This is a genomic window from Trinickia mobilis (assembly GCF_017315705.1).
Classification (GTDB): Bacteria; Pseudomonadota; Gammaproteobacteria; order Burkholderiales; family Burkholderiaceae; genus Trinickia_A; species Trinickia_A mobilis.
Map to the genome: position 1 here is coordinate 73,188 of NZ_JAFLRF010000020.1, position 20,970 is coordinate 94,157.

Here is a 20,970-nt window from a genome sequence, read left to right on the forward strand (position 1 = left end):
CGTCGTGGACAATTTCGTACAGCTCGCACAATGAAGCCTAGTCCCCCATCAATAGAATGCCAGCGTGATTTTTCAGCGATCGATAGGACCGCTAAGCACAGTCGGTTTTTTCAATGTCAGAACGGCATGGCGTCGAAGGGTGATGCAGCAGGTATCAATTGGATGCGTTTCAGCCAGCGCTTCAGATTCTTGACGTCTTCGAACGCAGCAAGGTCCTGTTCAAGGGCCCGGATATTGAGGCGGAGCTCGTTGAGATCAACGGCGAGATTTCGCAGAACGGTATCTGGCGAGACAGGTTCGAAAGGATCGATTCCATATGCGTAGCGAAAGGCCGACTCGACGTGGAGGATTTCCTGATCGAGTTCGCGTACCTGTTCCTTCAGGATCGTGTTGTAGTGTTTCAGGCGCTCTTCGCTCATGCTGTTGAGGGCATGCTGGTCGATATGCTCGAGCTCGAGTTGCAGCTCTAACAGCTGCAGCAAGTTATTTTTCTGATAGGCCTCGTTGACGCGTTGCATCAACTTGGTTTTCCGATCACGCTCCTGCGGATCGGTTTCGCGATCAGGGTGCAACGTGCTGGCGAGTTTGCGGTAGACCTCGCGAATGGAAAGGCTGATCTGCGCCTGCTGTTCTTGTGCGCGGGCCTCGGCGGCCTGTTGTTTCGGGGATTTTTTCCGCTTCGCGCGCCGAGCGTCCCGTTTTGCAATTTTTTCTGCCCGCTCTGCCTGAGTTTGCTGGATATGCGCCTGTGCATGTTGCAGCAGGTCTTCCGGCGAGTTCAAGTCCAGATCGTCGCCCAGATCGACGCCGAATACCGTCTCGAGCATGGATTTCATCCCGTCGACTTCCGCGGCCATTTGGCTGTCGTAGTTGGTGGGGCTGTACTTGTCGTAGACGGCTTTCAACTCCTTGCCTTCATCTTCTTCGTCGATCAGATCGCCTGCCAGATTGACGATCACCATGGCCATCTTCCGACGTTCGGCCTTGGTCAGTTCTCTTTGCTCATATGCCCGGTCGAGGCAATGCACCATCCGGATCTGCAGCGTGGTCGAAGTCTGGTCAAGAGGCAGAAGTTCGTTGACATACTGCTGCTGGAATGTGGGGGTAACCGTTTCCCAGGCGCGAAGCCGTATGCGGCGCTTCTCGATCTGCTTGATCAGCGAATTGAACGTTTTTTGCCCTTTCGATAAGGCAGGCTTGTCGTGATCGTGCGCGATGCTGACAGACCGCAAATTTGTCCTGGTCATGGGTCGGAGTTTGGCTGAGGGCAGGAGAGGCAACCGCACGGTGCATTTTACTCGATGGTGCGACCTACGGACCGGGTGGGCAGGTGCGCTGCGATGACGACTCATGTGCATCCCACCGTTGCGACAATAATTGTGTCAGTGCGCCGGGAGAGCGGCGGGCCCCTTTGCCCGCCGCAAGATCGGGACCTATCGCAACGGCAGCGGAAGAAGGTTATCAGGCACGAACCCGGCGCGTGCTTCCAGGTTTCGCCATCAAATCCGCTGAAGTGGTCGTCCTCAACTCGGCTGGGCCCCAATGATGGGGGGCGGGTACCTTCGTTCGCGCGTTTGCCGCGGCAGCACCTTCGGTGGAAACCCTGCAGTTGCGATTAGACGGACGGTCGATTGATCAGCCGGTGCCCGACGCCTTGTTCGTCGCGCCTCCTGCCGCGACGATACAATCGACAAACGTATGGGCCCGGGCTTCGGCATAGTCCAGCGCTTCGTCGACGCACGTAAATTCAACTGGCTCAGCAAAGCTCGCAATGACGTTTGATCGCAGTCCGTCCCGATGGATCGACCACGCCACCGTGTAGCGCCGTTCCGCCCCGATAAAGGAGGCGATTTCGAGTTCCGTCGCCGTAAGATCAATGCCGTATCCGCGGTACGGCGCGCATAATCGGCACGACATATTTCCTCCTGACACTCATTTATGAAGGTCGATACCCATAAAAGCGCGCAACAAGCATTCCTGAACGTGGGTGCCGAGCGGCGACTCAGACGCCGCTCGATGACACGTTAGTTATGCTGAGCATGTGGGCTCAACGTCCCCGGTACTGTGCGTCTCTGGCTGCCGCCGGACCCGCAGGCGCCGTCTTGCTTGCCGCTTGCGTGCGCGCGGCGCCGCCCGGACTATCCTCTGCCGGACCCGCTGCGCCCGACGCCAGGTAAGCTGGTGCCGCCTTCTCACGCTGCTTCTGCCCCGCCGGCGGTGCGCTCGGCGCCGTGCGCATGTCGGCGAGCATCTGCGCGCATGGCAGCGGCTTGTTGTTGCTCGGCACGATCAGCGGAATCAGCGCTGCGAAAGGATTAACCAACCCGAGCCCCACCACCGCCCCACCACGCACCGCCAGCGCGCCGGCATCCACACCGACGTCCGGGTTCTTGAACGTCCCCTTCGCGTAAAGCGGCGAGCGCAGCGAAACCACCCGGACGCCCTTGGTATGCGGATGAATCCCAAGATCCATCTGCTCGGTCCGCAGGTCGATGCGACCATCCATGTTGATCACGGCATCGTCGGTGTCGAGGGCGAACACGCGCGATTCCAGCACGCCGTTGGTCACCACAAAGTCCGCCGCCGCGCAGTTGATCTTCACGTCGCGATTGCCGAAGAGCTTCTCGTAGACTACGTTCGCCACGTTCAGCCCCGCCGCTTCCATGTACAGGCGACTGATCGTGCCATCGGTGATCAGCGCCTTCACTTCCCCATTCGACGTCGCCGCCAGCGCTGCGGGTGAATTGCCCGTTGCCGACAACTCCGCGTCGCCATTCACTTCGCCGAGCGCCGACTGCATCGTCTTCACGGTCGGGAAAAGTTGTTTGAGCTTCAGGTGCCGCGCTTGTGTAGAAAAACGTCCCTTGAGCGGCACCGCGCTGCCGTCGAGGTGAATGTTTGATGCCAGCGTGCCGCCCGCGACACCGAACTTGAGCGGCTCCAACGTCAGCACGCCGTCCGTCATGATTACGTGGGTATAGAGATCGGTGATCGGCAGAGCCGGGTCCTTGATGATGCGGCGGCCGGTGAACTTCACGTCGGCATCGATGGCCTTCCAGCGATCGGTCTTGAATTGCTCGACCGGCAACGCCTTGCTCGACGGCTGCCGGGTTCCCTCACCGCGCTTCGCCTTGCTCGCGTTGGTGTCGGCGCCGATGATCGGAGTGAGATCGGAAAATTGCAGCAGGTTGGACACGAGTTCGCCCGTCAGCAGCGGCCGCGGCTTCTTGTCTGCATAAACCATCGAGCCGTTGAGGTCGCTGCCGCCGACGCGGCCCGTGAAGTTCTCATACTTGAAGACATTGCCGTATTCCGCGAACTGTCCGACGAGCCGCCCCTCGGTCGCGTACGGCGGAGTCTCGGGCAGCGGCACGCCAGCGATCGGATAGAGATCCGCCATGCTGACGCCCTGCAGCCACAGCTTCAGGTCGAGCGCGGCGAGGTGCGCCGGGTCGGTCACGGTACCGGCGAGCGCGATATGCGTATCGCCGATCTTCACATTTGCCTGCACGGGAAACGGCCGCCTCGTGTCCTGCAGCGCGAGCACGCCTCCCACCTTGCCGCTGCCCGACACAGCCGTCTGCTTGTAGGTGCCCTTGACCGTCCAGCCGAGACCATAGTACGGCATCGAAGGCTTCGACTCCTGCTGACTGGTCGTGCCGGTATTGGCCGACGCGCTCGCCGGACTCGCCAGCACGCTGCTGGCGGCCGCGGTAGGGGACGCCGCCGATGCCGCCGACGCTTCGACCTGCTTGGCTTCGATCTGCTTGTGGAGCTTGCTCGCGCCGCTCCGGCCGACCACCTGCGCCGACGATTCGCGCGACGCCTGCTCCTGCTGCTTGATGACGTCGCCGATCGGCACGGGCTGACCGAGCGTATCGACGGCGACCTGCATGTCGGCCTGGGTGATCTGGTCGGTGTACGCAACGTGGCCCGTCGCACACGCGATGTCGTGCAGTTTGAGATTCCACGTGGACGGCGCGGCCGGTTGCTTGAACTTGAACGTCCAGTTGTTGCGGTTATCTTTGACGCGTTCGAGATCGATCGACGGATTGACGAGGTTGATCGTCGGAATCACGATGTCGCGTGCCAGCAGCGGGAGAGGCTCAACCTCAAAATCGATCTCGTCGAGGGTGGCGAATTGCGGCTGGCTGGCCCAGTCCGGATTCGCGATTGTGATTTTCTGAGCGGAAAAACGCGGCCACGGCACCCAGCGACGCCAACCGGATTCGCTCGGCGGACTGCGCCAGCCGACCTTCAGGTCCCCGGTGATATGAAACTGCCGGCCAATCGCCTGCGAGACCTTATCGTCGACCCACGGACGTGCGCGATTCCAGTCAAACGTCAGAAAGAAAGTGACGAGCGCCGCTATCAGTACCGCCAGAATGGCCAGCGTCCACGCGGTAATTCGTCCGATTGGCAGTCGTTGCCCCATAAGGGCTCCATTGCTTTCCCCGTTTCGCCTGGAGAAGCATATAGCATGCCCGTCTGACAGTGGATTCGCTTAGGACGGCGAATCTCTTCGTTACGACCGATTTGCGATTCGACCAGTCCGCATTTCGAGCAACCTGGTCACAACGAGACCGAGCAGTCTGACTTTGCATTTGTAAATTTTCTAGCGCATATGGGTACAGCATCGGATACACGCACGTTTGGCGCGGTCGACAATCAAAATTGAGGGGTCAGTTCATGAGGGCGGCCCCACCACAGCCCCGTTCATCGCATCCCGGCTGCGGGTGAACGGTCCGCGTGTCGGCGGCGTATTGCGGCGCGGCGTGGCGCGGCGCCACCTCGGCTAGCGTGCGGCAAGCATACCGACCACCAGGCCTCCAATCATCGCTAAGGCAATCGCTTGCCACGGTTTCGCGTGGGCAAAGTCGTCGTCGTATTCCGGCGGCGGAGCGTCGGGGTCGGCCTCGGGCGTCGGCGGCGAAATCGGATCGACGTCGGGCGGAGAGGGCGCGTGCATTCGCTGCGTGCGCAACGAATTGCGCCAATCGAGCGGGTGGGGAATCGTCATCGTGTTTCTCCGTGAATGAGTCGAGTGGCGTGAGCGCCTGGATCATTCCTCGATCAAAAAACTCGCCGCAACCGCTGTACCCGAATCACTTCCTGCCCGCGGTTTCGGCCGGCTTTCATCCTGCGTCGACGTGCCCGGGCGGTCCGCTTGTTGCTTCGACATACCCGTAGGGTTCCCAACGGAGGATTCCATGAACCAATCGACGGCGGCTGAAGACGGGAATGCGCTGATCGTCATTGAAGCGTCACGCGGCACACGTGCGTTTGAAAAAGATGCGCGGTGTCATGCAAGGCTTTCCGCCGAGTGACGTTGTGCGCGCGGGCGCGCAGATTCGAAAGAAGGGGGTGATCGACATGCAATACGAACGGCAGACGGGGCAGATGGAACAGGGATGCTACGAAGCATTCGTGCTGGCGGCGCGCGACTGGGTGCCGAACAACCGCAAGCTCGCCGTAGCGGTCTATCGTGCGGCGATACCGGTGACTAGCGCGCGTTGAGCGCGAGAAGCTTGTCCTGTCGATGGACGTGGGCAGTTGGCTCGCAACGGTGTCGGCCATCGAAGCCGTGCGCTTCGTCCCGGTCGATCCCGAAATCACGGTCAAGTCCGTTGAGTGGGCAGGCGAGTTTCACAAAGACCCGGCCGAGCGGATGATTGTGGCAACCGCGCGCAAACTGGCCGTCCCGCTGGTCACGAAGGACGAAAAGATTCGGGCCTACTCGCACGTTAAAAACCATTTGGTGATTCGGAAAACGGGGGGCCATATGGACGTTTTGTTTGCCGCCGACGCGGCTGTCAAAGAAGTGGTGCCCGGTGTTGTGCTGCGTCATCGATCGGCCGGTGTACTGACGTGGGTGCTTCTGCACCGCATCGAGTCAGAAGTCCTCGCGGAGGTTGCTGCGACAGGCAAACACAGCACACGAATGCTGAACATGCTGCGCGTTCCGGCCGCTCTGGACTATCCCAAAGACGATCGGCCAGCATCGTTTGAAGGACACGATTTTGTGCCAGTGGTGTTCGGCGCGATTATCGATGCATGGCGTCGTGTCAACTAGGTTTTAAACGGAAAATCCGGCCGAGCCGGCGCAGGGGAAACCAATAAATCTCGTCGAAAATATATGTTTCCATCAATCGAACTTCACGAGTTGCTGACCTCTGAGGCCACCAATCCCGGCCTCGTAGCGTTGTATCAACGGGTTATGCAACACCGCGCCCGCGCTTGGGCTGCGCACATCATCGCCGCTTGATGGTGGAAAACCGGGGAAACTTTATGTCGAATCACGCCCATGTGCGCCTTTATCCCGTGGTACCACTGATTACGCTTCTTCGTTTGATGCCTCTCCGGGTCGCGCGCCTTGTCCCGATTCTTCGTTGAGGTCGGCGCCTCGGGGCGCACCCGCGACATGGACACGGAAGGCCATCAGGCTGGTTCATGGTTGGATCGCGGTCTCAAACGAGGATGCAATCGAACGGTCGTAGTATTGTCGTTGTGAAGCTTCCTTCAGTCGGCCAAACCCAAGCGATTCTTCGACGAATTTGATAAAGGCACGCGTTTTGGCGCTCACCATACGACCTGCCGGGATGACTGCAAACAGTTCGCTCGGCGGTAGTCGCCAGTCCATGAGAACTGTCTTGACAAGGCCGCTCTTCAGCTCCGACGAGAACATCCATTCTGGTGATATCGCAATCCCGGCTCCAGACAGTACCGCTTCCCGGATACCTTCGGTTGCATTCACAGAAAGGCGTCCTGAAATCGACAGCGACAACTCTGTGTCATTTCGCTGGAACGTCCACGCGCGGCCGCCGCGGCGTCGGCTATAAGTGATAAATTGATGTGAGGCAAGATCAGTGGGCGTCGTTGGCGTGCCGAACCTTTGGAAGTAGGAAGGTGCGCCTAAAATAATTTGCCGAGCCTCGCCAATTTTGCGTGCTGTCAAGTTGGAAATATCGAGCGTTCCAATGCGTAATGCGACGTCAACGCCTTCCTCAATCAGATCGACGTTGCGATCGTCAAGTACGATATCAAGGGATATGCACGGATGTTTATCGAGAAACTGGCCGATCAACGGCATGATATGGATTCTTGCGAACGTCACGTCTGCGCTTACGCGTATCCGCCCGAAGAGTTCCGTACTGGCTCTACGTGCAACGTACTCGGCTTGCTCGACTTCCAGCAGGATACGTTTCGCGCGTTCGTAGAATGCCGATCCTGAATCGGTCGGAGTCAGTCCGCGTGTCGAGCGCAGCAGAAGCCGGACGGCGAGACGCGCCTCGAGTGTGGCAATCGCTTTTGATACGGTTGGTTGTCCGACACCGAGCGATTTGGCAGCAGTCGAGAAGGAGCCAGTCTCAACGACTCTTACAAAGGCTCCCAATACTGTCATCTGGTCCACTATCCCTTCTCCTTTTTAAGAGGCAAATGGCATTGCGTGACTCCAAAGGCGCAGAATCCAAACGGGGATCATCGTGTCACCTTCTTTCATGCATGGCGGGTGAGCGAGCGGTGCCTTCGATCCGCGCTAGCCAACCTTCCCCGGTGACCTTGCGCGTCGGTAAGCTCGTGAGTCACGAGCGTGGGGCTCAATAGCATAAGCGCGCGGACATTTTTTCATCGCCTGTCCGCGATGAATCTTCACGGTGATCTTGCTCAGATTCATCTCGGAGGCGATCTGCTTGTTCATCAGGCCGGCCACTACAAAACTCATGACCTGTTGTTCTCGCGGCGTCAACGAGTTGTAGGCGTTACGAAGCGCGGCGATCGGTTGCTCGGCCGCGAGGCGCGCGCTGTCGAAAGCGCATGTTTGAAAACAAGGTGCACGCCTGGACCAGACTCCAACAGAACTGAAAACTGGTCAAATCCGCCCAGTTGAGCACTCAGTCTGATGCCGTTCACGAGGAACGCGTGTACAGTGGTCTTGGCCTTTACGAGCGTGTGTAGAAAGTTGTCTTGTACGCATGGGCGTGCGGTCATGTTCTGAGGTCAAAGCGATATGTCCTTCGATGGTACCGGCGATATCTGAAGCTGCAAGCCAGTCCGGAGGAAGTGCGTTACCGCGACGCTAGGGCGTCGAGACGCGCTTCCGCAATCTCGCCCGGGTGTTGGTAGTCGTACGCGGCGAACAACTGTGAGCATAGCTGAGCAAGTGAAACCAGGTCGACGGCCTGGTCTGCGTGCTCGACCTCTCCTGCATTGAGTACGTCATCGAGAACCGGCGCGAGACGGCGCAGTCGCACAAACGTGGCGGTCTCTAGTCTCATGTTGAACCTCCTGTGGCCAGACGGTGGAGCGCACCCTGAGTCGGCCGGCACCCAGGCGATGCTTCACTAGTGAGTTCGAGTCAGCATACTGCAGCCCCAGCGCGTCTCAGGCGCTTATGCGGGCCTCGACCAGTTCGCTGGCCAGAATCATTGCGTCGCCGTTAAGTGGCATGACTCGTCCGCGGGTTCGGGGTCGGTAGACCGCGTCGCCCCGGCTGATATGTTTGCCGGATAGGGCGCAACGCCCCGACTCGCGAGCTAGACACGGCGACCACACCTGCTCCTGATAGTTGCAAAGCGTAGGGTCGTGCCAGCACAGCGCGAAGAGCGAATTGGACAGCTTCTCCACGACCGTCACAGTAAAGGTGCGCACGTCACCGCCGTCGGCATTGCGCGGACGGAACGGCTCGCCACCGAAGCGGGGGCGCCCGGACAGGCCCGGAGGATTCGGCATCGGGTCCGGGGGGGAAGAAAATTGATGGATGGCTGCGAGCGTCGTCGCCCACGGGTCTCGACCCTTGGGCGCTGAGGCGAGTCGGCCCGGCCGATGCGATGATGGGCAATGGGTTGACGGCAAGGCAATGGACGCATGATGAGAATCATTCTCTGACAGGATGTCAGAAGTTGTATTGGGTTCAGCGTTCAACATCTTGTTCCTCTCTTTAGCGAAGAGCGAAGCAGTAATCGAACAAATGGTCGAGGTCGAATAACCCTTGAGTTTCAGCTACTGGATGCATATTGTGGAGAGGTCGACAGTACGGCGATAGATGTTCCTGCCGAGCCACGGCACGAACGTGTACTCGTCGTATGCGTTGCTTCCGATATATATCCAACTATGCAGAACATGGGACACGATGATTCCTTGGAGACGCTATAGAGGGAACCGGTCGGGCGGGCATCCGAAAGGGCAATGTTGTCGTCGGGCCGAACCGCGAGTTTTGCGCCGTCCTAACGGCGAGCACTGTCGCGATGAGAGAAGATTAGGTTTAGCCGAAGGGCGAATCTACTCTACGGTCGGATATCTCGATGCCGCGTTAGCGTAACCCGCTTATACGCGCGTATAAGCGCGGTGAGGAGGCTTCACGAGTGGTGTTCGAGCTGCGCGAAACAATCCCCGTCGGCTATTATCTGGAGAGGAACAACAGAAGCCTCGAGAGACGAGCACTGTGTCGGTCTGAGACGCCGAGAGCTTTTGCGACAGACCGGATGCAAGCGGTGAGTACAGTTGCGCTAAGGGAGGCGTTCTGTGCGGGCAGCAGGTTCTTCATATGATAACGGCGGCCTTAAATATCTGGTGCTTTTGTGGATTGGGGGCTGCATCGCGCTCGGAGCCGTTGCTGCAGCCTGTCTCCGACTGCAGCTGCGACTGAGCACCACCGGCTTCTGTCTCTTAATTGTCATTGTCCTGTTGTCCTTGGCGGACAGCTTCATTTCATCCGCGATTTTCTCGGTTGTGGGCGCCGCGTTGCTGGACTTTTTTTTCACGCCCCCTCTCTATAGCTTTCGGATAGCCTATACCCAGGACTTTTTCCCCCTTAGTGCCTTTCTCATCGCGTCAATCGCTGTCACAACGCTTGTCAGACGGATTGACCGGATTGAGAAAGTGCAGCGTGCCCAGGCGCGGCTCCTGGACCTGACCCACGACACCGTGTTTGTCCGCGACCAGAACGAAGTCATCACGTACTGGAATTACGCCGCGGAAACGCTCTATGGCTGGAAACAGGAAGAGGCGATTGGGAAGGTCGCCGATGAGCTTCTCCGAACCCTGTTTCCGCTGCCTCGCGAGGAAATTCAACAACTGTATATTCGCGACGGGCACTGGGAGGGCGAACTGGTTCACACCAAACGCGATGGCTCCGAGGTCATCGTGGCCAGTCGCTGGACACTGCAGCGTGACGAGCGGGGCGCGCCGCTCGCCACCCTTGAGACAAACAACGACATCACCCAGCGCAAGCGTGCCGAGGATTGGCTGCGAAAAAGTCAGGCGCAGTATCTTGCTGAAGCGCAGAAGCTGAGTCGTACCGGTAGCTTCGGGTGGAATGTCTCAACCGGCGAGGTATTCTGGTCTGAGCAGGCCTTCAACATCTTCGAGTACGACATGGCAATGACACCCACGATTGACATGGTCCGGCAGCGTGTGCACCCTGACGACATGCAGGTGTTCGAGCAAGTACTCGCGCAGGCCGGAGGTTCGAAGAGTGATTTCGACGTCGAGCATCGCCTGCTGTTTCCGGATAGGAGAGTCAAGCACCTGCACGTCGTGGCGCACCGAACAACCGGTCAGGCGGATAACAGGAAGTTCATCGGAGCCGTGATGGACGTGACGGAGGCAAAGCAGACAGAGGAACAGTTGCGGCAGGCGCAAAACGAGCTCGCACGCGCCAGTCGCATCACCGCCCTCGGCGAACTAAGCGCGTCGATTGCGCATGAGGTCGGTCAGCCGCTTGCCGCCATCGTCACGAATGGGGAGGCCGGTCTTCGCTGGCTGCGCCGCCAGCCGCTCAACGTGGAAGAGATTGAGGGGTGCTTGACCCAGATAACTGATGAGGGGAACAGGGCGGCTGAAATCGTGCAGCGTGTGAGGAAATTGATGAAGGGAGCGCCACCTGACCGGGCACTGGTTCAGGTCGACGAACTGATTGACGAAGTGATGGCGCTGATTCGAGGGGAGGTCGCGAACCAAGGTGGCTCGCTTGTGCTGAATCTCGCGCCCGGACTTCCGGCGGTGCTTGGCGACCGTGTACAACTTCAGCAGGTGCTCATCAACATCATCATCAATGGTGTGCAGGCGATGGCCACCGTCGACGGCAAGCGTGAACTTGTGGTCGGGTCCGGACTCGACAACGAAGAAAACGTGGTAGTGGCGGTGCGGGACTCCGGGCCCGGTATCAGCAAGGAGAACCTGCCGCGTCTGTTTGAGGCCTTCTTTACGACGCGCAGCACCGGTATGGGGATGGGGCTGGCAATCTGCAGTTCGATTATCGAGGCGCACGGCGGTCAACTCTGGGCATCCAACAACCCCGAAGGTGGCTCGACATTCAGTTTCAGTTTGCCGCCAGTGCGAGTGTCTACAGCGGTCGCGTAGCCCGCGCCAGCGTTCGCATCACTTATACATTCGTATCATCGCGGCAAAGGCGGTTGTACGCTAACCTCCAAATAACTAGCTAACAAGACGGGCGAGTGGGTTGGCCGCTCCTTATCCCGCAGGGAGAGAGGTCGAGGGCCGCTACTTTGCAAACATCACCTGTTGTCTCGATTGTTGACGACGATAAAGCCGTTCGTCTCGCGTTAGGAAGCCTGGTGCGGTCACTAGGCTGGCGGGCACGCATGTTCGAGTCAGCCGAAGAATTTCTCATGTCGGGGGCGGTCGGCGACACATCCTGCCTCATCTCCGACGTTCGCATGCCCGGCATGTCGGGTGTGGAGATGCACGAGCGCCTGCTTGCGCAAGGCCATGCCCCGGCCACAATCTTCATAAGCGCGTACCCTACGCCGTCGCTGCACTCAAAGGCGGTCAGTAACGGCGCGCTGGTGCTGCTTCAGAAGCCATATCAGGCCGCAGTAATGACTCACTGGCTCTCGGTTGCACTTGGCGATCCGTAGGGAGAATGTCCGCGCGAGACTATCACCGTGCAGAACTGGATAGTTGCGGCTTGATGCCAAGGGATTCGGCCTTGCGGACAAGGTCCGGCATGGAACGCGCGTTCATCTTTCTCATCACCTGTCCGCGGTGGACCTTCACTGTAATTTCGCTCAGGTTCATTTCGGAGGCAATCTGCTTGTTCAACAGCCCGGACAGCACGAAGGCCATCACCTCCTTCTCTCGCGGAGAGAGGGACTGATACGACGCCCGCAGGTCAGCCACAGCCGCGTCTGCAGCAAGCCGCTCACTATCGCGCGCCAGAGCGTGTTCTACTGCGTCGAGCATGTCCTGGTCCTTGAACGGCTTGGCAAAGAAGTCCTGCGCGCCGGCTTTCATCGCTTTCACGCCCATCTCTATGTCCCCATGAGCAGTGATGAAAACGACGGGAATGCGCATGCCGCTGTTGACGATTTCCTGGTGAAAAGTCATTCCGCTTTTGCCGCGGAGCCGGACATCAAGAATCAGGCAGCTGGGCCCGGTCGAAGAGGGAAACTGGAGAAATTCTTCAGGGGACTCAAACGTTTCGACGCGCAGGCCAACCGAGCGCATGAGCGTGCTGAGAGCGATCCGGATTGCTTTGTCATCATCGACGACATAGACAACCGGGCCGTCACTTCCTGCAGCGCCGGTCATGATTGGGTCGGTCGGTCCAGCAGCCATCGGGTCACCCTGTGAAGCCGAACGGCGCTCTCATCGCGGCCGGCAATGGCTTATTCTACGCGCCCGGACGGAACGCGAACAATCATGCGCTACCCCAGGTAATTGTCCGCGACTTGTGCGATGCACTGCGCGTCTCCGCCAAAAGCTTTCATGTTGAAAGATTTTGGCGGAAAGTGTCGTTGAAATGCTTTGGGAGTCCCCGAAGCGCTGCCGGGATAACGTCTTTCTCGTTCGGTTTACCGCCCCCTTGAATGAGGCGTTGTGCGACAAGAAACCCATAAGCGGCAATGCACAGTGATGCATGGTGGGGTATGCGTACTTCTCGTGCAATTTCTGGCGGTTGCTTCCCGAAATTTCATATTTATCAAAGACTTGCGAAATCGCGCTTTGCCGGAATGATGGGGCGCCGGAAAGCCTTGCCGCAAGCGGCTCTCCGTTCGATAACCGCTAGATTTCGCACGAATCGAACGATTACACCTTCAACAGGATTCATGCTCAACCACTCCGCCTGTTTTGTCCTGTTCGCGCGGCGATCGCCACTGGTTCATTTGAAAAGCCGCCGGTCCAGCTCGAAGCGCTGCTTGTGAAGCACCACTACATGCTTCATGCCCGCATGCGCCGGATTCAGGATCAGGTTGTGATCATTCGGGCACACCACTGACGGAACCCGCATCACGAGCCGCTTGCCTTCTTCCAGCCACTGCCTCGCAAGGTCGACCGTTGATGCCGGATCGTGATCGAGCGCGTTCCAGTCGTCCGGCAGCTCGGGCACGTAGGCGCTCGATACGGCCTTGTCCGGCACCTCGAGCATGACCAGATAAAGGTTGGCCACCGGTAGCAAGCCCGACGCATGAACGCGCGCCTCGAGTACTGCCGTCGACGCGTGGCAGCACGTGTACACCACGGGCACGCCCCGCGGATTCCAGCGGCCACCGGCAAGAGCCGCACCGTTGCCGCTCAGGTCATCGGCCCGGTGCTTGCCGGGCTTCTCTTTTGCAAGACGAAACACCTTCATACGGTAACGCCGTGTTCGAGCCGCACCAGAATGTCACGTACACGGTCGAATCCCGTCTGCGTATCCAGCATGTCCAGCGGCCGCTCACCCCGCAACTGGACGTTGGGCCGCAGCAGCCATTCGGCGGCCAGCTTGTCGTCTTCGAGTACGTCCCTGGCCTGCGCATATGCCAGCATCGTGCGCGCAGCACGGTCCGACTCGCTTGCGCTGAGACGCTCACCCTGCGAAATCTTGCGGTTGATCGTGCTGCTGGGAAGGCGCAGACTGGACAGCAGCGTTTGCACCGGGATATCGAGCAATTCAGTGGCGATCCGGCTGACGATCACTGCCTCCATGCCGTCGCGAATCAGTCGAGACTGTTCGATCTGGTCCAGACCAAGAAAGAACGTGAAATCGTCGTCCTGGGCTCCGAGTCCGTTGGTGCCAATGTGCGCAAGCCGAGCGGCCGCCGCCGACTTCGCAGCCGAGGCGCTTTTTGCTCGGCGGGCGTGCCGCCGTCCCGCGATTGCTTCTGCTGTCATGATGTTCTCCCGAATGAGCAACCGTATTTGCTCAACTGGAGACAATATATACTTCTACCAAACGGGAATCAATGCAATCCCATTTGGTAAGTTCAGACGGCGAGCAGGCAATCGGGATAGGGGCAGACCTCGCGGCCCGGTTCTGATGTGATAGACGACTCCCGCTAAACGTCGTGAGATCCATGCCAAAGTGGACGGGTCGTGATGTCCACGAGCACGAAGCTTACGCCGCCTCACTCTGGAACGTTCATCGCGGCCCGCTGGTGGGACACTAAGCCTGTATCGACGGACTGCTACAATCGATCCTCTTCTTTATTGGTTGTGTACTATGGGTTTCGAACAACTCGCTGAATTGAAAGAGCAGCTTGCGAAACGGGCCGAGGTCAAGCGTGCGGCCAGGCTGCCACGAGCGCGCCGGGCCACTCCTCCGGCCAACTCGAAAACTGTGGATCCAGTGGTGCGAACGATCGGAAAATTGCAAAAACGATTCCCCGACGCATTCCCGAAGAATCCGGCGCCCAAGGTTCCCCTTAAGGTCGGTATTTTCGACGACCTTTTGATCCACGCCACCGAGCTGGCGTTAAGCGACTCAGAGTTGCGCGACGCGATCAGGATATGGTGCCGCGGTAGCCGTTACTGGACCTGCCTTGTTGAAGGCGCCGTGCGAGTAGACCTTGCTGGCGGCGCAGCAGGCCGCGTATCGCAGGCCGAAGCCGCCGGTGCGCTGAAGCTGGAAGCAAATCGTTTGGCCAGGGCTGCGTCGAAGTCGGCAAGTTCCAAGAAGATTGTCTGATAAGCAGGCCCATGTTGCCGAGAGATGCGGCTCGGCCGTGCTCGGGCCTGGGCGTCCGCAGCGGGACGCGGTGCCTGATCCGCGAACGGCGGTAGTCGGCCGATCGTGTTTGCAAGGACTTCCACCGAGAGTCAAGTTCCGGGTGAGATGGGTTGGCGCCGGCAAATGCGTGGCGTCAACGTAGTTGGTGGTCCAATTAGTTGGGTGGTCGTATCACTTCCCCGTTGTCAGCTACGGCTCACGCATCGAAGCAATACCAGGAACAGACTGCGTCTTTGCAAACGGCCTTGCTGCCGATAGCGTATCGGGCGGGCCACGATATGAGCCGCACAGGAGAACCCTATTCTAATAGCCCTGGCCAATATCGAAAGAGATCGCTCGTTAAGCGACGAAACGGCCTACGCTTCCACCTGCTCATTCCCAATGCCCAATTCGTCCGTATTCAGCGCGTCGGCGATCCACCCGCGAAGGAACTCGACCCATGTCTTGATCTTTGCGTCGAGATACTGCCGGGATGCATAGACGGCGTACAGGTTGAGCTCCTGAAGACGGTATTCGGGCAGCACTCGGACCAACGATCCGTTTCGAAGCGACGACCTCACGGCCTTCATGGTCAATGGACCGATGCCCATGCCTTCCTGAAGCGCGACGGCCATCGCGTCCGAGACGTTCACTTTGAAGCGGCCGTCGGGCAGACGATATTCATCTACCCCATTGGGGCCGACGAGCACCCAGCGGTCCGACGGGAGGATCGGCAACGCGACCTGCAAGCACTTGTGATTTGACAGGTCGGCAACGCTGGAAGGCTTGCCGTGAAGCTCCAGATAGCGGGGGGCCGCGCACAAGACGCTATCCACCACCCCGAGCTTGTGGGAAATGTAATTCGAATCCGGAAGCGTATTCGGCGTGAGTCTCAACGCCACGTCATAGCCATCTTCGAGAAGGTCCGGGACGTTCTGCGACAAGGTCAGATCCACGTTGACCGAGGGATAGTGCTCCAGATAAGCGGCGACGGCGGGCACGACATAGCTCTGGCCGATGCACGCCATGGCGTGGACTCTCAGAACTCCAACGGGCTTGGCCCGGGCGTCAGAAGCCTCGGCCTCCGCTGCGTCGATCGACGCGAGGATTCCCTGGCATCGGACCAGATACCGCTCGCCCGCCTCGGTCAGCGCAAGCCGGCGGGTCGTGCGGTTCAATAACCGCGTGCGCAGATGAGACTCGAGTTCGGAGACCGAGCGGGAGACAAATCCCGTACTCGTATCGAGCTGGCGCGCGGCCGCGGTGAAGCTGCTTGTTTCTGCAACCTCGACGAAGATCCTCATGTTGCGAAGCGTATCCATACTCGGCGATGTTCCTTTAAAGCGCGCCCTTGTGATCAACCTGCAACTGGTGCATCCGGAATTCATCGTGCCTTGGCTTGGCCCGCGAGCCATACACTCCCACACGCTTGGATGTCCGTTTGCTTCAGTGTGATCTCCGGGTAAATGGATACCCCAAACGCCGGTCATTGCGGGTGTCGGCCGGTCGCGTGCCGTCAGCGAACTTTGCGTTGCCTGGAACGTGTTGCCTATGCGTCACCGATTCGTCAATGCTCGCTGAGTGTTTCTCTGACGAAGTCGAGCCGGTCTTGTCCAAAGAACATTCTGTCTCCGACCATGATGGTCGGGCAACCGAATGCGCCAGCCTGGACGGCTTCCTCGGTATTGCGCCTGAGCTTCTCCTTCACCGCAGGTGAACTGACGCGTTCCTTGAAATCGACAGCGTCAAAGCCAGCCTCGACGAGCGTTGCCTCCAAAATCGCCGGGTCAGCAAGGTTTTTCGGGAATTCCCACATTGCCGAAAACACGGTTTCGACATAGCTGGCAAACAGGTCGCTGCCTTCATAGGCGGCCGCTCCGCGCTGCAGCGTCAACGTGTTGATCGGGAAGTAGGGGTTGTGTTCAAGGCGTGTGCCTCGCTTGTGAGCCCAGAGTTGTAGATCGTCGATCATCCATTTGGCTTTGGCAGGTAAATCCATCGGCGTTGCATTGCCGGTTGCCTGGAAAATTCCCCCCAGCAAAACGGGTTTCCAAACGACTTGCGCGCCAGTTTCCTCGGCAATTTTTGGCAACGCACGATGTGCGAGGTATGACGTCGGACTGCCGACGTCGAAATAGAAAATCGCGTGTTGGGTCATATTGCAATTCCTTCAAAATTCCCAGTGGAGTTACCACGGTTCCATGTAAGGTCGAAGATCGAGTTCGAATGTCCACGCGGTGCGCGGCTGGCTGTGAAGGTGCCAATAATTGTCGGCAATGTGATCGGGGTTGAGAATGCCGTCGACATCCTTGAGCTTGTAGTGCTCGGGAAACAATGTGCGGATGAAGTCCGTATCGATTGCACCGTCGATAACGACGTGGGCAACATGGATGCCTTGCGGACCCAACTCCCGAGCCATGCTCTGCGCGAGGGCGCGCAATCCGTGCTTCGCACCGGCGAACGCGGAGAAGCGGGCAGAGCCGCGAACGCTTGCGGTTGCTCCGGTGAAAAGCACGGTGCCGTGACCTCGCGGCAGCATGACTTTTGCTGCTTCCCGGCCTGCAAGGAAGCCGGCAAAGCAGGCCATTTCCCACACCTTGAAGTACTTCTGTGCGGTCGTCTCCGTGATGCTGAACTGCACGTTCGCCCCGATGTTGAATATCGACACTTCAATGGGGCCGATTTCACGTTCGATGATCTCATACAGCTTGATGACCTCATCTTCCTTTCGCGCGTCGACGCCGAAAGCATGAGCTTCGCCGCCCTCGTGATGAATGGCCTCGACGAGTGACTCCAGCTTCGCAGCATCTCGCCGAACCACGCAAGTGACAAAGCCCTCACGTGCAAACCTCCGTGCGATCGCTCCGCCCAGGGCGTCGCCCGCACCAACGACCAATGCGACTTTCTTGTTCACACGTTGTCTCCAGATGACTGACGGCAGTTCGAACTCGAACTGCCTCGGATCGTGCAGCAGAGCGCGCCATCGGAATGCATCCTGCCCTTGGCCGCGATCAAGTTACTGTGATAGTAACATTCAGGACCGAGGTTAGTGTGCCGAATCAAGTACGTCAAGTTAAATTGCGAGCGGGAAGGATGCAAGACAGGATGCCGCGCGGATGGAACCGTTGCGTCGTGTCGTCCCGCTACCCGGCCTTGCGTTTGTTCAGGAAGCGAGCGAATGCTTGCTGTGCAGCAACGCCGGTCACGGCGTCACGCATTGCATCTCGCTCCGCCACAAATTGACGGGCAACCAGCAGTTCGAGGCCATCCTGCATCAGGCGTTTCGTCTTGCGGATCACTTCAGGTGCCAACGCGGCCAGGTCTTGAGCGCGCGTGATGCTCACTTCGCGCAACGCGTCGACTGTAACGACCTCGTTGATGATCCCCAGCACGCAAGCCCGCTCGGCCGATATTCGTTCGCCGAGCAGCAGCAATTCGGCGGCGCGCCGGTGACCGATTAGGAGCGGCAGCAGGATCGTCGATGCACCTTCGGGTGTCAGGCCCAAGCTTGCGAACGGAAGTGCGAAGGTCGACCGGTCGGTCGCGTATACCAGGTCACAGTGCAACAGCGTGGTTGTGCCGAAGCCAATCGCCACGCCATCGACTGCCGCGACGAGGGGCTTGTCGAGATCCATCAAGGCGTGGAAATAGTGCCAAACCGGCGCGTCGTGCGTGACGGGCGGCGCGGCCACAAAGTCCTGGATGTCGTTTCCGGCCGAAAACACGCCATCTTTTCCTGTCAGGAGCACGACGCGCACGTCGTCCCGCGTCTTTGCGTCCAGCAGGGCATGGGCGAGCGCGTGATACATGTCTCCAGTAATCGCGTTCTTCCTGTCCGCACGATTGATGGTGATTTCAAGAACGTGGTCCGTGAGCGAGGAGACGATCAATTCAGACATATCGATACCTGTGGAGAGAGATATTTGAGAGGATGAGCAAATTCCGTCTTGACGCACGCGTCGAAGAGAATTAACCTAAATGCAAATGTCATCGTAACATTAACTAAATTTCATTTTCGGAACTGTTCAACGCCGGCGAGCGGTGTGTGAGAGTGAGCCGCGGGATGCATCAAAGGAGCGAGATAGATGAGTGAGGCATTTGTGGTGAGCGCGGTGCGCACGGCGATCGGTGACTATGGTGGTCGCCTCAAGGAAGAACCACCGACGCGACTTGCGGCTGCGGTCGTACGTGAGGCGGTGAGTCGCGCGGGCGTACCAGCAGAGCAGGTTGGGCACGTGGTGTTCGGAAACGTGATCCATACGGACCCCATCGATATGTACCTCGCACGCGTGGCTGCGTTGCAGGGTGGACTCACCGAACATACGCCCGCACTCACGGTCAATCGCCTGTGTGGAAGCGGCCTGCAGGCCGTACTGAGTGCATCGGAATACGTCAGGCACGGTCACGCTGAAGTAGCGATCGGCGGCGGTGCAGAGTCGATGAGTCGAGCCTTATTCGCGTCAGCCGCAGTTCGTTGGGGGCAGCGCATGGGAGAGGCGAAGCTCTTCGACATGATGGTCGGCGCGTTGACGGATCCCTTCGGCAATGGACACATGGGGATCACTGCAGAGAACGTCGCAAAGAAATTTGGTGTCGGGCGAGAAGCACAGGATGAGTTCGCCCTGGAGAGTCATCGGCGGGCCGCGCACGCAACGGCCGAAGGCCGCTTTCGCGAACAGATCCTTCCCATCCCGGTCAAGATGGGCCGCGAGCATGTCGAATTTGCTCAAGACGAGCACGTGCGCGGCGACGCGACGCTGGCTGACTTGAGTGAACTCCGGCCCGCTTTCATGCGCGACGGCGGCACGGTTACCGCTGGCAATGCGTCGGCCATCAACGATGGCGCGGCCGCCGTCACGATTGCGAGCGAAGCGTATGTCAAGCGATCTGGCGCTACACCGTTAGGCCGCCTCGTTGCTTACGCGCACGCGGCGGTAGACCCGGCGGTGATGGGCATCGGCCCCGTTCCTGCCGTACGCGCCGCTCTGGCGCGGGCCGGCATCACGGTCGACCAGCTTGACGCTATCGAGTGCAATGAGGCGTTCGCATCGCAGGCTTGTGCTGTTACACAAGCGTTGCATCTCGATCCTGCACGCGTGAATCCGAATGGCGGCGCGATCGCGCTGGGGCATCCGATCGGCGCAACCGGCGCCATTCTCGTGACGAAACTGCTCTACGAATTGAAGCGTACGAGCGGCCGTTATGGGCTCGTCACGATGTGCATCGGTGGCGGGCAAGGGATCGCGGCGATATTCAGCCGCGATTAGTCAGTCACACCGACCGGATTATCCACGACATCGAGGATTCGTTCCATGAAGCGCGTTTTGATTGTTCACGCTCATCCCGAGCCCCGCTCCTTTACGTCGTCGATGAAGGGCGAGGCGACGCGCGTGTTCGAGGCACTCGGGTGCGAGGTGCGCGTATCGGACCTGTACGCCAAGCAATTCAATCCGGTTGCGAGCGCCGCGGACTTTGCTGGCGCAGAGGGTCGCGACTATCTTGTGTACGCAAAGGAGCAGCGCGCCGCGTATGCAGGCGGCACGCTCGCTGACGACATCAAGGAAGAGGTGGAAAGCGTTCTGTGGGCAGATCTGGTCGTGCTCAACTTTCCGATCTTCTGGTTTTCCGTTCCGGCGATCATGAAGGGATGGATCGATCGGGTCTTTCTGTCCGGGCCGTTTTATGGCGGCCTGCGCTTCTACGACAAAGGCGGCCTGACCGGAAAGCGCGCCTGGATCACGACCACGCTGGGCGGCCAGCCACACATGTTCGGAGAACGCGCGGTGCACGGGCAAATTGAATTGATGCTGTCGCATCTCATTCGCGGAACCCTGGGCTATGTCGGCTTCACGGTGCTCGAGCCATTTTTCGGATATCACGTGCCGTACATCTCTGAGGACGATCGGATCGCGCTGCTCGCCCGGTTCAGGAACGCCGTGCAACAGTGGGAGCGGCGCGAGGTGCTCGAGATGCCCTCGCTCGACAACTTCGACCAGCGATTGTATCCACTGAGTTCGCTCCAAACCTCATGAACTGGTGTC

Annotated in this window: 22 protein-coding genes and 2 pseudogenes; 7 read left to right on the forward strand and 17 right to left on the reverse strand. The window is 59.1% G+C overall.

Going from position 1 to position 20,970, the window contains the following annotated elements; translation table 11 throughout:
* Positions 1 to 116 precede the first annotated feature (116 nt).
* From J3489_RS23815 to J3489_RS23830, 4 genes are all read right to left on the reverse strand, one after another.
* Positions 117 to 1,247, reverse strand: a complete 1,131-nt coding sequence (locus J3489_RS23815; protein ID WP_207002265.1) for a J domain-containing protein — start codon at positions 1,245 to 1,247, stop codon at positions 117 to 119.
* A gap of 388 nt (positions 1,248 to 1,635) precedes the next feature.
* Positions 1,636 to 1,917 (reverse strand): hypothetical protein, encoded by a 282-nt coding sequence (locus tag J3489_RS23820; RefSeq protein WP_207002266.1) that lies wholly within the window; start codon positions 1,915 to 1,917, stop codon positions 1,636 to 1,638.
* 130 nt (positions 1,918 to 2,047) lie between these two features.
* Positions 2,048 to 4,435, reverse strand: a complete 2,388-nt coding sequence (locus J3489_RS23825; RefSeq protein ID WP_207002267.1) for an AsmA family protein — start codon at positions 4,433 to 4,435, stop codon at positions 2,048 to 2,050.
* A gap of 360 nt (positions 4,436 to 4,795) precedes the next feature.
* Positions 4,796 to 5,020: a glycine zipper domain-containing protein gene (locus tag J3489_RS23830; RefSeq protein WP_207002268.1), complete on the reverse strand. Its 225-nt coding sequence runs from the start codon at positions 5,018 to 5,020 to the stop codon at positions 4,796 to 4,798.
* Positions 5,021 to 5,373: 353 nt separating this feature from the next.
* Between J3489_RS23830 and J3489_RS23835 the strand changes: the two genes are divergently transcribed.
* Together J3489_RS23835 and J3489_RS38945 are read left to right on the forward strand one after the other, a co-directional pair.
* Entirely contained in the window at positions 5,374 to 5,517 is a 144-nt protein-coding gene (locus tag J3489_RS23835; RefSeq protein ID WP_242540242.1) for a hypothetical protein, read from the forward strand.
* Between the two features lie 22 nt (positions 5,518 to 5,539).
* Entirely contained in the window at positions 5,540 to 6,073 is a 534-nt protein-coding gene (locus J3489_RS38945; protein ID WP_374193482.1) for a DUF2471 family protein, read from the forward strand.
* Positions 6,074 to 6,297: 224 nt separating this feature from the next.
* Here J3489_RS38945 and J3489_RS23850 read toward each other — a convergent pair.
* The 6 genes and pseudogenes from J3489_RS23850 to J3489_RS38625 form a co-directional block, all read right to left on the reverse strand.
* Positions 6,298 to 6,402: pseudogene (locus J3489_RS23850) on the reverse strand (IS5/IS1182 family transposase); the annotation flags it as partial.
* A 46-nt stretch (positions 6,403 to 6,448) separates the two neighbouring features.
* Positions 6,449 to 7,411, reverse strand: a complete 963-nt coding sequence (locus J3489_RS23855; protein WP_207002269.1) for a LysR family transcriptional regulator — start codon at positions 7,409 to 7,411, stop codon at positions 6,449 to 6,451.
* Between the two features lie 126 nt (positions 7,412 to 7,537).
* Positions 7,538 to 7,807, reverse strand: a pseudogene (locus J3489_RS23860) (LuxR C-terminal-related transcriptional regulator); the annotation flags it as partial.
* Positions 7,744 to 7,989 carry an RNA chaperone Hfq gene (gene hfq, locus J3489_RS23865; protein WP_207002270.1) on the reverse strand — a complete coding sequence of 82 codons (246 nt, stop codon included), beginning with the start codon at positions 7,987 to 7,989 and terminating at the stop codon, positions 7,744 to 7,746. The gene hfq and the pseudogene J3489_RS23860, both read right to left, overlap by 64 nt.
* A 77-nt stretch (positions 7,990 to 8,066) precedes the next feature.
* Complete coding sequence (locus tag J3489_RS23870; protein WP_207002272.1) at positions 8,067 to 8,276, reverse strand: hypothetical protein; 210 nt, start codon at positions 8,274 to 8,276, stop codon at positions 8,067 to 8,069.
* Positions 8,277 to 8,382: 106 nt separating this feature from the next.
* Complete coding sequence (locus tag J3489_RS38625; RefSeq protein WP_309491413.1) at positions 8,383 to 8,925, reverse strand: DUF3331 domain-containing protein; 543 nt, start codon at positions 8,923 to 8,925, stop codon at positions 8,383 to 8,385.
* A gap of 597 nt (positions 8,926 to 9,522) precedes the next feature.
* On the opposite strand from J3489_RS38625, the gene J3489_RS23880 reads away from it, so the two are divergent.
* Together J3489_RS23880 and J3489_RS23885 are read left to right on the forward strand one after the other, a co-directional pair.
* Positions 9,523 to 11,361, forward strand: coding sequence for an ATP-binding protein (locus tag J3489_RS23880; RefSeq protein ID WP_207002274.1), 1,839 nt, complete (start codon positions 9,523 to 9,525; stop codon positions 11,359 to 11,361).
* A 95-nt stretch (positions 11,362 to 11,456) separates the two neighbouring features.
* Entirely contained in the window at positions 11,457 to 11,879 is a 423-nt protein-coding gene (locus tag J3489_RS23885) for a response regulator transcription factor (protein WP_309491414.1), read from the forward strand.
* Between the two features lie 22 nt (positions 11,880 to 11,901).
* Here the strand turns inward: J3489_RS23885 and J3489_RS23890 are convergent, their stop codons facing one another.
* The 3 genes from J3489_RS23890 to J3489_RS23900 all read right to left on the reverse strand — a co-directional run bounded on the left by J3489_RS23890 (position 11,902) and on the right by J3489_RS23900 (position 14,115).
* Complete coding sequence (locus tag J3489_RS23890; RefSeq protein ID WP_207002278.1) at positions 11,902 to 12,552, reverse strand: response regulator transcription factor; 651 nt, start codon at positions 12,550 to 12,552, stop codon at positions 11,902 to 11,904.
* A gap of 571 nt (positions 12,553 to 13,123) precedes the next feature.
* On the reverse strand, positions 13,124 to 13,594 hold the full coding sequence (locus J3489_RS23895) for an RES family NAD+ phosphorylase (RefSeq protein ID WP_207002280.1): 471 nt from the start codon (positions 13,592 to 13,594) through the stop codon (positions 13,124 to 13,126).
* Positions 13,591 to 14,115 (reverse strand): Xre family toxin-antitoxin system antitoxin, encoded by a 525-nt coding sequence (locus J3489_RS23900; protein ID WP_207002282.1) that lies wholly within the window; start codon positions 14,113 to 14,115, stop codon positions 13,591 to 13,593. The genes J3489_RS23895 and J3489_RS23900 overlap by 4 nt, the downstream gene beginning before the upstream one ends.
* A gap of 328 nt (positions 14,116 to 14,443) precedes the next feature.
* Between J3489_RS23900 and J3489_RS23905 the strand changes: the two genes are divergently transcribed.
* Positions 14,444 to 14,908: a ProQ/FinO family protein gene (locus J3489_RS23905; protein ID WP_207002284.1), complete on the forward strand. Its 465-nt coding sequence runs from the start codon at positions 14,444 to 14,446 to the stop codon at positions 14,906 to 14,908.
* A gap of 398 nt (positions 14,909 to 15,306) precedes the next feature.
* On the opposite strand, the gene J3489_RS23910 is transcribed toward J3489_RS23905, so the two are convergent.
* From J3489_RS23910 to J3489_RS23925, 4 genes are all read right to left on the reverse strand, one after another.
* Positions 15,307 to 16,251: a LysR family transcriptional regulator gene (locus J3489_RS23910; RefSeq protein WP_207002331.1), complete on the reverse strand. Its 945-nt coding sequence runs from the start codon at positions 16,249 to 16,251 to the stop codon at positions 15,307 to 15,309.
* A gap of 245 nt (positions 16,252 to 16,496) precedes the next feature.
* Positions 16,497 to 17,087: a 2-hydroxychromene-2-carboxylate isomerase gene (locus J3489_RS23915; protein WP_207002286.1), complete on the reverse strand. Its 591-nt coding sequence runs from the start codon at positions 17,085 to 17,087 to the stop codon at positions 16,497 to 16,499.
* A 30-nt stretch (positions 17,088 to 17,117) separates the two neighbouring features.
* Entirely contained in the window at positions 17,118 to 17,843 is a 726-nt protein-coding gene (locus J3489_RS23920; RefSeq protein WP_207002288.1) for an SDR family oxidoreductase, read from the reverse strand.
* 229 nt (positions 17,844 to 18,072) lie between these two features.
* Complete coding sequence (locus tag J3489_RS23925; RefSeq protein WP_309491415.1) at positions 18,073 to 18,885, reverse strand: enoyl-CoA hydratase-related protein; 813 nt, start codon at positions 18,883 to 18,885, stop codon at positions 18,073 to 18,075.
* A gap of 129 nt (positions 18,886 to 19,014) precedes the next feature.
* Here J3489_RS23925 and bktB point away from each other — a divergent pair, with 129 nt between their 5' ends.
* Complete coding sequence (gene bktB / locus J3489_RS23930; protein WP_207002289.1) at positions 19,015 to 20,196, forward strand: beta-ketothiolase BktB; 1,182 nt, start codon at positions 19,015 to 19,017, stop codon at positions 20,194 to 20,196.
* Between the two features lie 45 nt (positions 20,197 to 20,241).
* Positions 20,242 to 20,961, forward strand: coding sequence for an NAD(P)H-dependent oxidoreductase (locus J3489_RS23935; protein ID WP_207002291.1), 720 nt, complete (start codon positions 20,242 to 20,244; stop codon positions 20,959 to 20,961).
* Positions 20,962 to 20,970 lie beyond the last annotated feature (9 nt).